At 74.1% G+C, this 12838-nt stretch carries 8 protein-coding genes; 2 read left to right on the forward strand and 6 right to left on the reverse strand.

What is annotated here, in order from left to right; all coding sequences use genetic code 11:
• Positions 1-63: 63 nt before the first annotated feature.
• A complete protein-coding gene (locus KBX06_RS01015) occupies positions 64-1614 on the forward strand; it encodes a GGDEF domain-containing protein (protein WP_210832264.1) in 1551 nt (516 codons plus the stop codon).
• A gap of 169 nt (positions 1615-1783) precedes the next feature.
• Here KBX06_RS01015 and prfA read toward each other — a convergent pair whose 3' ends face one another.
• From prfA to thrB, 5 genes are all read right to left on the reverse strand, one after another.
• A complete protein-coding gene (gene prfA, locus KBX06_RS01020) occupies positions 1784-2872 on the reverse strand; it encodes a peptide chain release factor 1 (protein WP_210832265.1) in 1089 nt (362 codons plus the stop codon).
• Positions 2873-2969: 97 nt separating this feature from the next.
• A complete protein-coding gene (gene rpmE, locus KBX06_RS01025; protein WP_088998650.1) occupies positions 2970-3194 on the reverse strand; it encodes a 50S ribosomal protein L31 in 225 nt (74 codons plus the stop codon).
• 443 nt (positions 3195-3637) lie between these two features.
• Positions 3638-7135: a phosphodiester glycosidase family protein gene (locus KBX06_RS01030; protein ID WP_210832266.1), complete on the reverse strand. Its 3498-nt coding sequence runs from the start codon at positions 7133-7135 to the stop codon at positions 3638-3640.
• A 691-nt stretch (positions 7136-7826) separates the two neighbouring features.
• The gene (gene rho / locus KBX06_RS01035) at positions 7827-9956 is read right to left on the reverse strand and encodes a transcription termination factor Rho (RefSeq protein ID WP_210832267.1); all 2130 of its coding nucleotides are present in this window, start codon (positions 9954-9956) and stop codon (positions 7827-7829) included.
• A 297-nt stretch (positions 9957-10253) separates the two neighbouring features.
• A complete protein-coding gene (gene thrB / locus KBX06_RS01040; protein WP_210832268.1) occupies positions 10254-11198 on the reverse strand; it encodes a homoserine kinase in 945 nt (314 codons plus the stop codon).
• A 106-nt stretch (positions 11199-11304) separates the two neighbouring features.
• Here thrB and KBX06_RS01045 point away from each other — a divergent pair, with 106 nt between their 5' ends.
• Positions 11305-11472, forward strand: coding sequence for a hypothetical protein (locus KBX06_RS01045; protein WP_210832269.1), 168 nt, complete (start codon positions 11305-11307; stop codon positions 11470-11472).
• 85 nt (positions 11473-11557) lie between these two features.
• On the opposite strand, the gene KBX06_RS01050 is transcribed toward KBX06_RS01045, so the two are convergent.
• The gene (locus KBX06_RS01050; protein WP_210832270.1) at positions 11558-12802 is read right to left on the reverse strand and encodes an MFS transporter; all 1245 of its coding nucleotides are present in this window, start codon (positions 12800-12802) and stop codon (positions 11558-11560) included.
• Between the last annotated feature and the right edge of the window lie 36 nt (positions 12803-12838).

A 12838-nucleotide genomic window follows, 5' to 3' on the forward strand; every position in this document is an offset into this window, starting at 1 on the left:
ATGGGGCGTCGCGCTGGACATCACGAGCGGGTGCGTCCGGACGCACACCGACAGGAGGTCGCGGTGGGTTGGCTCGACCGGGTCACCGACCAGGTTGACGCCCTGACGCGGGCGCGGGCCCTCCAGGAGTCCAGCCGCTCCGCCGAGGCGTACGCGATCCTCGACCGGGTCATCACCACCACCACCGACCCGTACGCGCGGGCCGACGCCCTGGTGCAACGCCTGTCCGCGGTGATCAACCTGGGGCGGACGGCGGAGTACACACGGGCCGTCGAGGAGGCCTCCACCGCCGTCCGCGACCTCGCCGAGCCCTACCTGCTCGGGCACCTCAACGCGCTGGCCGCCCTCGCCGCACACCACCAGGGCGCCCCGGACCGCTGCGTCACCCACCTCGTCAAGGCCGCCCGGGCGCTGGGCGCGGTGGCGGACCCCGACCGGGACACCGCGTGGGGCTGGCACGACCTGGCGATGGCCTACTCCTACCTCAGCTTCCACGGCTACGCCCTCGGTGCGATCGAACGCGCCCGGCAGCTCGGCGGCGCCGCCGAGATCCCCGAGGAGACCTTCGCCGCCCCCGGCATCCGGCTGCGCAACGCCGTGGCGCTGGACCACAACGGCGACAGTGACGGCTGCCTGCGGGTGCTGCGGGACGTCGCCGCCGACCTCGACCGGTTCCTGAGCGGCGGGCGGGGCGGGAACCTGCGCCCGAGCAGCCTGGCCGCGTACGGCTACGCCGCCGCCCGAGGGGCGGCCCTGGGCGACCGGCTGGACGCCGACACGGACGCCGCCCCCGTCCGGCTGCTCGGCCACGGCGGCGACAGCGCCCGGGCCCGCGACATGCGCCAGCTCGGCCAGGTCTGCCTGGCCGTCGCCGAGGGGCGGCCGATCGAGGCCGTCGCCCGGCTCGACACCGTCCGGGTCTCCATCGAGACGCTGGGCGCGGCCGAACCGGCCCGGCTGCGCAGCATCGCCCTGGCCCGCGCCGGCGACCACGCCGGGGCCCACCGGGCCGACCGGCTGGCGTTCCGGCTGGCCGCCCAGCGCAACGACCGGCTGCGGGACGTCTACATCGACGGCATCGCCGCCCGCATCGACCACGAGGAGATGCGCCGCGAGGCGGCCCGCTTCGAGGGCGAGGCGCTGACCGACCCGCTGACCGGGCTGCCCAACCGGCGACGGCTGGAGCGCTACATCGCCACCGTGGTCTCCCAGGGCGACCGGGTGGTGATCGGCGTCTGCGACCTGGACGGCTTCAAGGCCGTCAACACCCGGCACGGGCACCACTCCGGCGACCTGGTGCTCCAGCGCGTCGCCGGGGTGATCAACCGGGTGATGCGCCGGGGCGACTTCGTGGCCCGCTACGGCGGGGACGAGTTCGTGGTGGTGCTGCCCGGCGCCGGGATGACCGAGGCGGCCGAGGTCGGCCGTCGGATCGACGCCGCGGTGCGCACGGAGGACTGGGAGTCGCTGGTGCCCGGCACTCCGGTCGGGGTCAGCGTCGGCTTCGCCGAGGTGGGCGCCACCGGCCCGGGCCTGCGCGACGCCCTCGGCACCGCGTTCGAGGCCGCCGACCGCGAGATGCTCCGCGCGAAGACCCGCCCCCGCGCCTCCTGACCTCGCCCGCCGGCACTCCGCCGGCGGCATGGACCGGCGGCGTGGACCAGCGGCGTCAGCGGCGCGGTGGAACGGCGGCGTTGGCCGCCGGGGTCAGCGGCGCGGTGGAACGGCGGCGTGGAACGGCGGGGTCAGCGGCGCGGTGGAACGGCGGCGTGGAACGGCGGGGTCAGCGGCGGGTCAGCTCGGTGTCGCCGGCCAGGCGGGCGGCGCGGTCGGCCTCGGCGAGGGCGTCGAGCACCCCGTCCAGGTCACCCGCGAGCGCCAGGTCCAGGTTGTACGCGGTGTAGCCGATCCGGTGGTCGGTGATCCGGTTCTGCGGGAAGTTGTAGGTGCGGATGCGCTCGGAGCGGTCCACGGTGCGCACCTGCGCCCTGCGGGCGTCCGAGGCGGCCGCGTCGGCCTGCTCCTGGGCCGCCGCCAGCAGCCGGGCGCGCAGGATCCGCATCGCCTGCTCCCGGTTCTGCAACTGGGACTTCTCGTTCTGGCAGGAGACCACGATGCCGGTCGGGACGTGCGTGATCCGGACCGCCGAGTCGGTGGTGTTCACCGACTGCCCACCGGGCCCCGACGAGCGGAACACGTCGATCCGCAGCTCGTTCGGGTCGATGGTGACGTCGACGTCCTCGGCCTCCGGCAGCACCAGCACGCCGGCAGCGCTCGTGTGGATGCGGCCCTGCGACTCGGTGACCGGTACGCGCTGCACCCGGTGCACGCCGCCCTCCCACTTGAGCCGCGACCAGACGCCGTTGCCGCCCTCGGGCACGCCCTTGGTCTTGATCGCCAGCGAGACGTCCTTCACCCCGCCCAGGTCCGAGTCCTGGGCGTCGAGCACCTCGGTGAGCCAGCCACGCCGCTCGGCGTAGCGGGTGTACATCCGCAGCAGGTCGCCGGCGAACAGGGCGGACTCCTCGCCGCCCTCACCCGCCTTGATCTCGACGATCACGTCCTTGGCGTCGTGCGGGTCACGTGGGATCAGCAGCTCCGCCAGCCGCTGCTCCAGCACCGGCAGGCTCGCCGCGATCGACTCCGCCTCGGCGGCGAAGGACGCGTCCTCGGCGACCAGCTCGCGGGCGGCGGCGAGGTCGGCGCGGGCCTGCTCCAGCTCCCCGGCCGCCTTGTGCAGCGGCACCAGCTCGGCGTACCGGCGGCCGATCCGGCGGGCGGCGCCCTGGTCGGCGTGGATCGCCGGGTCCGCCAGCCGCTTCTCCAGCTCGGCGTACTCGTCGAGTAGGGCGGCCAGACGCTCGCTGCTCATGCGGGGGAGGCTCCTTCGACGACGAGGGTGTGACCAGGGGGAATACGGACGGCGCCCGCGCCCGGCACGAGACCGGACGCGGGCGCCGAACGAGGAGCTACTTGGCCTTCTTGGCCTGAACCTTGGCGTACTTCTGCTGGAACTTCGCCACCCGGCCCGCGGTATCCAGGACGCGCTGCTTGCCGGTGTAGAACGGGTGGCAGGCGCTGCAGGTCTCGACGTGGATCGAGCCGCCCTTGGCGGTGCTGCGGGTGGTGAACGTGTTGCCACAGGAGCAGCTGACCTCGGTGGTCACGTACTCCGGGTGGATGTTGGACTTCATCTCGCCTCGGTCCTCTCGTGGGTGGTCGCCGGGTCGCCGTCGGTGTCCGTCGCGGCACGCGACGGGCTCGGGCGTGAACCGGAACCGGTGGCCGACTGACCAGTCTGCCATGGTCGTGCGCCGGCCCGGTAATCGGGCCGCACGGCTGGTCCGGCATCGACAACGCCCGCCGTACCCTGCGCATTCCCGCCGGGTCGCCGGGCATTCACCCCGGCACGGCCGCCGTCCGCCGTGCCCCGCCCGCGGCACGGCGCGGGATACGACCCGGCAGCCTGAGCGAAAGGAAGGGCCCCTTCCTAACGTGTCCGGTAGAGCAGGGGTCCCCTGTTAACGCCCGTCACCGCCCCGAGGCCCACACCCGGAATCGGTGCGGGCCTCGGGGCGGTGTTAGGAAGGGGCCCTTCCTAGGCACCAGGCGTTAGGAAGGTGCCCTTCCTTACACCTCAGGCGGCCGGGGCCTGGGCTGCGGCCGTCAGGGTGATCGTGGTTTCGGCGTGCGCGCCGTTGACCGCGACGGCCAGCTTGACCTGGGCGCCGGAGCGCAGGGCGGTGAGCTTGCCGGTGGTCGGGTCGAAGCGGGCCACGTGCCAGGGCCGCAACCCGAGGACCGAGCCGACGTGCACGTTCGGCGAGGCGGACCAGTCCGCGCTCACCGGCGCCGCCACCGGCACCGTACGCCCGCCGGGCTGGGTCACCGTGGCGGTGACCGGCGCCGGGGCGCCGACCGTGACGCTGGCCGGGGCGGCCAGCGCGAGCGCGTCGACGTGCGCGTGGAACTCGGCGGCAACCCAGCGCGGGCCCTCGACGAGGGGGTTGCGCCGGGCCCGCTCGGCCTCGGCCGGGCTCACCGGGTCCACCCCGAACTCCGTCCACCCGGTGAAGCCGCCCTGGTCGGCCGGGGCGGAGGGGCCCTTGCCCGCGTTGCCGTTGATCAGGTACGGCACCCCGTCGACCCGATCGGCGTGGAAGGTGCCGACGTGCCCGCCGACGAACGCGGCCCCCTTGCCGGTGCGGTGCTGGAAGTCGGCGAGCCACTGCTCCAGCAGCGCCGCCTCCTTCCGGTCGCCGAGCTGGCTGGCCTTGGCCGGGCTGGGATCGCGCGGCGGGTGGTGGTGCAGCACGACGACCGAGCCGACGCCCGCGTCACCGGCCGCCGAGTCGAGCGCCTCGCGCAGCATCCGCACCTGGTCGAAGCCGCCGCCGCGCAGGGAGCCGGTAGCCGAGTTCAGCGTGACGAACCGGGTGCCCTTGTGCTCGAAGGTCCGCTCGGTGTCGCCGAAGGCGGCCCGGAAGTTGGCGATCGGGGCGCCCATGATCTCGTGGTTGCCGGGCACGTAGTGGTAAGGCACCTCGCCGCCGAGCTCCTCGTCCAGCAGCCGCTTGGCCAGCGCGAAGTCCGCCGGGTAGGCGGTGTCCACGAAGTCGCCGTTGATCACCAGGAAGTCCGGCTTCGCGGCCTTGACCTCGCGCAGCGTACGGCGGGCCTGGGCGACCAGGTCGCTGTCCGGGTTCGCCGCGACGAACTGCGCGTCGGACAGGACGGCGAAGCGCCAGGGCGCCCCGTCCACCGTGCCGTCGCGCAGCACCACCCGGTCGGTACGCGGCTTCTCCGCCGGCGCGTCGACCGTCGGCGGCACCTTCGCCACCAGGTCGTCGATGACGACCTCGCTGCGGTACTGCGCGGCGGCGTTGGTCTCCGCCACGTAGAACCGGCGCACCCGCACCGGGTACTGCACGCCGGTGGGCACGGCGAACTCGACGTACTTCCAGCCCGTCCAGGTGATCAGCGGGCCGCGCAGCACGTGCTGGGTGTCCTGCGCGTCGTGCAGGTGCAGGCTGGGCCACTCCCCCGTGCCGTTGCCGTGGATCCACATGCCGAACGCCTGCGGCTGGCCGGCCACCTCGATCCAGGCCGGCGGGTCCGCGTACGCGGCCCGGGTGCCGGTGGACTGGCTGAAGTCGTACGTCATCTTCAGGCCCGTGCCGGTGCGGCCCGGCGCGGGCGCGACGGCGCCGCTGGCCCGGGCCTGGCTGAACTTCCAGGCCGCCGCGTCGTCGAAGCCGGCCACCGGCACGTCGGTGAGCCCGACGGTTACCGGCAGGACGGTGCTGCTCCGGCCGACGTGGACGGTGACCAGTGCCGAGCCGGTGTCCCGCAGGGCGGTGACGGCGAGGTTGCCGTCGGCGGTGGGGGCGATCCTCAGCAGATCCTTGTCGTAGTCGAGTCGCAGGTCGGCCGGCTCGATCGGGGCGGTGTTGCCCTCGGCGTCGTAGCCGACGACGCCGAACAGCGCGCTGCCCTGCGCGCCGGTCAGCCCGACGCGGTCCACCGTGGAGTCGATCCGGGCCAGCGGCCCGAGCACGGTCAGGTCGAGGGTGCCACGGGCCGAGCCCCGCGAGGCGGTGACCGTGGTACGCCCCGGCAGGCCGGCCCGGAAGCGGCCCTTGTCGTCGACGACGCCGTGCATCGCCGGGTTGGCCCGCCACGTCGGCGCGCCGGCCGCCGGGCCGTACGTCTCGTCGTGGCCGGCGGCGGTGAGCCGCCGGGTCAGGCCGGGGAAGACGCGGTCGGGCCGGCCGCCGCGCACCGGCGCGACGCCGGGGGCGGTGGTCGGGTCGCTGGCGGTCTCCAGCCAGTACCCGGTGAGCCGGCCGCTGCCCTCGGGCGCGTAGATGGCCAGGCCGTTGGGCACGGCACGCTCGGTGCCGTCGGAGGGGCTGTTCTCCACCTGCACGGCCGCGGCACCCGGCTCCCGGGCGAGCAGGGTCGAGGAGCCGCCGCCGTCGAGGTTCAGCGCGTGGTGCGCGCCGAGCTCGGCCATCATGCGACCCATCTCGGTCTGGGTGACGCCGCGGCTGTCGACCTGCCGGCCGTCCACCGTCAGCATGATCATGCGTCGGCCGTCGGCGGAGAAGCCGACGGACGTACGCGGGGCCAGCGACGTGTCGGCGATGCTCTGCACCACCCCGTCGCGGACCAGCACGTTGCCGCCGCCGACCGCCGCGTGCAGGTTGCTGCCGTCGGCGGGCTTGGGCTGGTAGGCGACCGTCACCGGATCGCCGGGGCGCAGCCCGGCGAGGGCGTCCGCGCCGGCGTCGCGGCCGAGCAGCACCGTGGTGCCGGCCGGGATCGCCCCGCTGCCGGCCGTGGTGCCGACGGTGGCGACGCGGCCGTCGACCACCGTGACCTCCGTCACGCGGGCGGCGCCGGCGACCGCACGTTGCCGGGTGTACGACCCCCAGAGGGAGGTGAACGCGCCGATCCCGTTCGCCTGGACCATGTTGTTGAACTGGGTCAACGCCACCGCTCCGGTGGGCAGCGTCGCGCTGCCGTCGAAGTTCACCTCGATGACCCGGCCGAGCCCCTCGGTGGTGATCGCGACGGCGTTGCGGTGCCCGTTGACCGCGGACTGGACCAGTTGGCCGTCGCGGACGCCGACGCCCTGCGCGGCGCCAGAGTTGTTGATGTCGAAGAAGTCACCGTTGACGGCGGCAACCGCCCGGGCCGCGTCGACGGCGCCCCGCAGTGGCTCGGTTCGGCTGACCGCGCCGGAGTTGACGTAGTTCACGGTGAGGCCGCCGGTCAGGTCGGCGGTGAGCGCGTCCGCGCGCAGCCAGCCGTCGGCGTCGTACCGGTCGAAGGAGGTCAGGGCCAGACCCGGGGCGACCGGGCGGGTGGTCTTCGCGGTCTCCAGCCCGCCGGCCGGCTCCACGCCGGTCGGGGCGGCGGCGGCCGACGTGCTCGCGGCGGGATCGCCGGCGAGCGTCACGGAGCCGGTGGAGTACGAGGAGGCACGCGGCGCGTCCTCGGCCGCGGTGCCGGAGGGATCGGTGGCCGGGGCGGGCGCACCGGCGGTCGCCGGCACGGTGCCGGCCAGGGTGAGCAGCGGCGTCAGCAGCAGGACGCCTGCGAGCCGGGCGGATCGTCTGCGGGTACGCATGGGCGACAGTCAACCGGACGGTGAATAGAAGTTTCAATACCTCCCGGCCAAACCGAAGGAAAACTCCGCCCGTCCGGTTGCCTCCGCCGCCACCCCTCCAACGCCACCGCCCCTTCAACGCCACCGCCCCTTCGCCGCCACCCGGCAACGCCGCCAGCCGCGACGCCGCCGGGAGCGGGTCCGCCCCGCGCACGTTGCGCCGGGCGCGCTGTCCTGCGCGGGCCCGCCGCCGCGCGCGGCCCCCGCACCCTCATCCAGTCACGGAGAGTGGGCGGTCCTGACTCTTCCCCATCCCTGCTCCGTCCCCTTTGCTCTGCAGCCATATCGGCACCACGCACGCACCGTAAGCGGTGCGCATATGGCTGCAGAGCAAAGGGGACGTGGAGGATGGTGTGGCGGGATCGCACCGCCCGACGAAAGGCCTGGTCAGCGAGCATCGGCAAGGGCAGCTCAGGCAGAAGCCTCAACAGGGGCGCGGAACCCCTCACTCTGAGTGAGATCGTAGGCGCGACGGGGCTCGATGACCCAAAGTGACCGGCGCTGCTGGTACGTCGACCGTCCCCCCGGCCCGTGGGGGCGCCACCACAGATTCCGCGAGCGGCACCTGCGCAAATGACATCACCAGGGCCAAGAACGTGGGAAGGGCACGGCCGCGTGGCCGTGCCCTTCCCACTCGCTCACCCGGAGAGGGTCACTCCCCCGGCGTCGACTTGGCGATCTGCATCAGGAACTCGATGTTGGTGCGGGTCTGCTTGAGCTTGTCGAGCAGCAGATCCAGCGCCGCCTGCGAGTCCAGCGAGTGCAGGACCTTCCGGAGCTTGTGGATGATGGCCAACTCCTCCGGCGCGAGCAGGATCTCCTCCTTGCGCGTACCGGACGGGTGGATGTCGATGGCCGGGAAGGTGCGCTTGTCGGCGATCTTCCGGTCCAGCTTCAGCTCCGCGTTGCCGGTGCCCTTGAACTCCTCGAAGATGACCGTGTCCGCCATGGACCCGGTCTCCACCAGCGCGGTGGCGAGGATGGTCAGCGAGCCGCCGTTCTCGATGTTGCGGGCCGCACCCAGGAAACGCTTCGGCGGGTAGAGCGCGGTGGAGTCGATACCACCCGACATGATCCGGCCGCTGGCCGGCGCCGCCAGGTTGTACGACCGACCGAGGCGGGTCACCGAGTCGAGCAGCACGACCACATCGTGGCCGAGCTCGACCAGACGCTTCGCCCGCTCGATCGCCAACTCGGCCACCGTGGTGTGGTCCTGCGGCGGACGGTCGAACGTCGCCGCGATGACCTCACCCTTCACCGACCGCTGCATGTCGGTGACCTCTTCGGGCCGCTCGTCCACCAGCACCACCATCAGGTGGCACTCCGGGTTGTTGTGCGTGATCGCGTTCGCGATGGCCTGGAGCACCATCGTCTTGCCCGCCTTCGGCGGCGAGACGATCAGCGCCCGCTGGCCCTTGCCCAGCGGCATGACCAGGTCGATGACCCGGGTGGTGAGGATGTGCGGCTCGGTCTCCAGCCGCAGCCGCTCCTGCGGGTAGAGCGGGGTGAGCTTGTAGAACTCCGGCCGGCGCTTGGCCTCGTCCGGCTCCATCCCGTTGATGGTGTCCAGCCGCACCAGCGGGTTGTACTTGTCCCGCCGCTGCTCGCCGTCGCGCGACGCGCGCACCGCACCGGTGATGGCGTCACCGCGCCGCAGGCCGTACTTCTTGATCTGCGACATGGAGACGTAGACGTCGTTCGGGCCGGCCAGGTAGCCCGTGGTCCGTACGAAGGCGTAGTTGTCGAGCACGTCGATGATGCCGGCCACCGGGACGAGCACGTCGTCCTCGCCGACCTGCGGCTCGCGCCCGCCGTCACGCCCACCGTCGCGCCCGCCGTCGCGCCCGCCGTCGCCACCCTCGGCTCGGTCGCCGCGGCCACGGCGGCGGTCCCGGAACCGGCTGCGCCGGCCGCGCCGGCCGCCGCCCTCGTCGTCGTCGCCGTCGTTGTCACGCTCGACGCGCTGGCCCCGGTCACCGCGCTCGTTGCGGTCCCGGTCGCCCCGCTCTGCACGCTCGCCGCGGTCGCCCCGCTCGTTGCGGTCGCCCCGCTCGGCCCGGTCGCCCCGCTCGGCCCGCTCGTTGCGGTCACCGCGCTCGGCACGATCACCCCGCTCGGCACGATCACCCCGCTCGGCACGATCACCCCGCTCGGCACGATCACCCCGCTCGGCACGATCACCCCGCTCGGCACGATCACCCCGCTCGGCACGATCACCCCGCTCGGCACGATCACGGCCACGGGTTTCGCCCCGGTCGGCGCGCTCGCCGGGCTCGGCCTCCTCCGTCCGCGTCTCTGCGGGACGCTCCTCCGTCCGCGTCTCCGCGGGACGCTCCGCCGGGCGGGCCTCCGCGGCCCGGGCCTCGGAGGCGGCGGCCCGGCTGCGCCGGGTCCGGCCACGCGGCTCGGCCTCGACCGCCGCCGGCTCGGCCGGAGCCTGCTCCGCGGTACGCCGCTCGGCCGCCGGCCGCTCGGTGGTCTCGCGGACCTCGGCGTGGGCCTCCTCCCGGGCGGGAGCGGCAGCGGCAGCGGCCTCGGCCCGCGGTCGAGGGGTCCCGGCGGCGGCGCCGCCCTGCCGCTCGGAGATCGCGCTGATCAGCTCGCCCTTGCGCATGCGGGCCGTGCCCGAGATGCCGAGCGAGGCGGCCAGGCTCTGCAGCTCCGGCAGCAGCATCGCCGACAGGCCGGTGCCGCTACGCCGACGACGGGCGGGGGCGGCGGCGGTGGTGGCATCGCCAGCGACGTTGGAAACATCCGACGTCACGTCGGTGGTGTCGCTCAATGGATTCCTTCCCTCGATAGGCCGGGACTGCCCGGAGTCGACAAACAAGGTGGCCGGGCGGCCTCGGTGCACCCGCCTCGCAAGGACGCGTCGCGGGAGTCTGTGACACAGCAGCCGGTCGGTTTCCGAACTCACCAAACGTCGGTGAGCAGGTCTCGCCGTCTGCGGCGACCCGTGAAGACTGCGGTGCGGCGTGGGCCTAGGCAGGGGTGACGGGCTGACCGCCGAGAGCTTCGGGGGTGCGCCGACCCGCAGAGAGATCGCATGCTTCGCGGCTGTGCTAGGTCTAGAGCGTAATCAACTCTTCCGACCTGCGGCAACAGGGTCCCGCTCTGCGTGTCCAAGTCTACCCCGGGCAACCTGTGCTCCGCGCCCGTCTGGATCCAACCGCCAGACCTGCCAGCCTGTTCCCGGGTCGAAGCCCTCGGGTGGGCCGGTCAGGGCCAGCACCGTCGGGCCCGCACCGCTGACCACAGCGGCCACACCGGCCTCACGCAGCGCTTCCACCAGGGCGGCGGTGCCCGGCATGCCGTCGGCGCGGTAGCCCTGGTGCAGTCGGTCGACCGTGGCCGGCAGCAGCAGGCCCGGGTCGGCGGTCAGCGCGTGCACCAGCAGCGCGGCACGGCCGGCGTTGAGCGCCGCGTCGACGTGGGGCACGGTGGCGGGCAGCGCCGCCCGCGCGGTCGCCGTCAGACCGCGCTCGGCCGGCACGAAGACCGTCGGCCGTACGCCGTCGGCGACCGGCAACGACACCGCCCGGGCGCCCGACGGCTCCGTCCAGGCCAGGGTGAAACCCCCGAGCAGGCACGGCGCCACGTTGTCCGGATGGCCCTCGATCCCGGCGGCGAGGCGCAGCGCGGCGGCGGCGTCGAGGCACGCCTCGCCGTCGGTGACCAGCGCCCGGGCCAGCAGCACGCCGGCGACGATCGCCGCGGACGAGGAGCCCAACCCACGTGCCTGCGGGATCCGGTTGACGCACTCCACAGCCAGCCCGGGCGGCTGCCCGCCGAGCACGTCGAACGCCGCCCGCATGGCGCGGACGACCAGGTGCCGGTCGTCGGCCGGCAACTCCCCGGCGCCCTGCCCGGTCACGGCCACCGTGACGCCCCCCGCCGTCACCTCGGCGGCCACGTCGTCGTGCAGCGCCAGGGCGAGCCCCAGCGCGTCGAACCCCGGCCCCAGGTTGGCGCTGGTGGCGGGGACCCGGACCCGGACCGGGCCGGAGGTGAAGTTCGTCGACACGGGCTCATGGTAGGGCTGCACACCGACGAAGCGGATCGCCGCCCGCCGGCTGGGACAGGACCGGACAACCGCCTCCGCCGGCCGGTGGCGGTCCCGCCGGCCCCGGATGCTGGCGCTGGCGTACCCGCTCGGGGTTGCCCTGCTGCTCGCGGCGGTGCTGGCCGGGCGGCGGGCGGGCGACGTGCAGGCCGGCCCGTTCGGCGACGGATCGCTCATCGGCGGCGGCCGGTCCCGGCCGGACTCGCCGACGGGCGTCGGGACGGACCGGCCCTGACCGCCGGGCGGGGCTGCGGGGCGGCGCTCGGGCCAGCCCCGGGGGCGGGTCAGCGGGCGGCGCCCGGGCCAGCCCCGGGGGCGGGTCAGCGGGCGGCGCTCGGGACCGGCTGCCCGGCCGGGTCCGTGAGCGAGAGCCGGCGGGTGGCGATCCGCCAGCCGATCGCATAGACCACCGTGACCAGGCCGCAGCTGGCCAGCACCACCCGCTCGTCCACGGTGTCCACCACGGCGGCGACCGCGAGTTGGCTGACCGAGACGGCGAGGGTCGCGAGCATCATGTCGGTGGCGAAGACGCGGCCCCGCAGCCGGTCCGGCACCTCGCCCTGGAGGGCGAAGTTCGACATCACCCAGTTGCTGCCGCCCGCGAAGTGGGCGACGAAGACCAGGGCCAGCACCAGCGGAAACCAGCCCACGACCGAGGTGCCGAGGTAGGCCAGGCCGTAGAGGGACATGGACAGCGCCAGCCCGGGCAGCAGCCAGGCCCGTCTGGTCAGCACCCGGCGCATCAGGATCGGCCCGACGAGTGCCCCCGCGCCACGCACCGCGAAGAGCAGCCCGGTGCCGATGGGGCCCACGCCGTACACCGCCGCGAGCAGGGGGAACACCGTCAGCACGCCGTTGCCGAGGCCGACCGCCGACTTCACGGTGACCAGTGCCAGCACCCTCGGCCGGTGCCCGATGTAGCCCAGCGCCTCACGGATCGCGGGCCAGGTCCGCTGCACCGGCAGCTCCGCGTCGCGGGGCACCTGCAACGGCCGGCGGATCAGCGTGGCCAGGCCCGCGGCGACCACCAGGCCCACGGCCGCCACCCAGAAGCAGGCGTACGGGCCGACGACGGCGCTGAGCACGCCACCCAGGGAGGCGCCGACGACGGTCATGGTGCCCCAGGCCGAACCCGCGACGGCGTTGCCGGCGGCCAGCTCGTCGGGGTCGAGCACGTTGGGCAGGGCCGCCTGGGCCGCCGGCGAGTAGAACGCCTTGGCGACCGCCACCACCCCGATCCCGACCATCGCCAACCAGGCGGTTCCGGCGCTGCGCACCCCGAGCAGCAGCAGTACGCCGAGCAGCGCCGCGACGTTCGAAATGATCATGATCTTGCGACGGTCGAACCGGTCGGCGATCGTGCCCGTGTACGGCAGCAGCAACGCCACGATCCCGGTGTCGACGGCCAGCACCAGCGCGCCCCACACGCCGCTGCCGGTCAGGTTCGGCAGCAGCACCAGCAGCGGCACCATGACGAACCAGTCGGCGCCGAAGACCACCAGCTCCGCGAGGAAGAGATTGCGGAAGTTCCGGTTGCGGGTCAGGACCGAGACGGTGGACGGCACGTCCGGGACCCTACCGGGCGACGACCGGCGGGCCCG

Source organism: Micromonospora sp. C31, from assembly GCF_018070575.1.
Classification (GTDB): Bacteria; Actinomycetota; Actinomycetes; order Mycobacteriales; family Micromonosporaceae; genus Micromonospora.

Coding starts and splice junctions, on each gene's coding strand:
- prfA (WP_210832265.1), bottom strand. CDS start 2,872: ATGAGCAGCGAGCGTCTGGCCGCCCTACTCGACGAGTACGCCGAGCTG.
- rpmE (WP_088998650.1), bottom strand. CDS start 3,194: ATGAAGTCCAACATCCACCCGGAGTACGTGACCACCGAGGTCAGCTGC.
- KBX06_RS01030 (WP_210832266.1), bottom strand. CDS start 7,135: ATGCGTACCCGCAGACGATCCGCCCGGCTCGCAGGCGTCCTGCTGCTG.
- KBX06_RS01045 (WP_210832269.1), top strand. CDS start 11,305: ATGCTGGCGCTGGCGTACCCGCTCGGGGTTGCCCTGCTGCTCGCGGCG.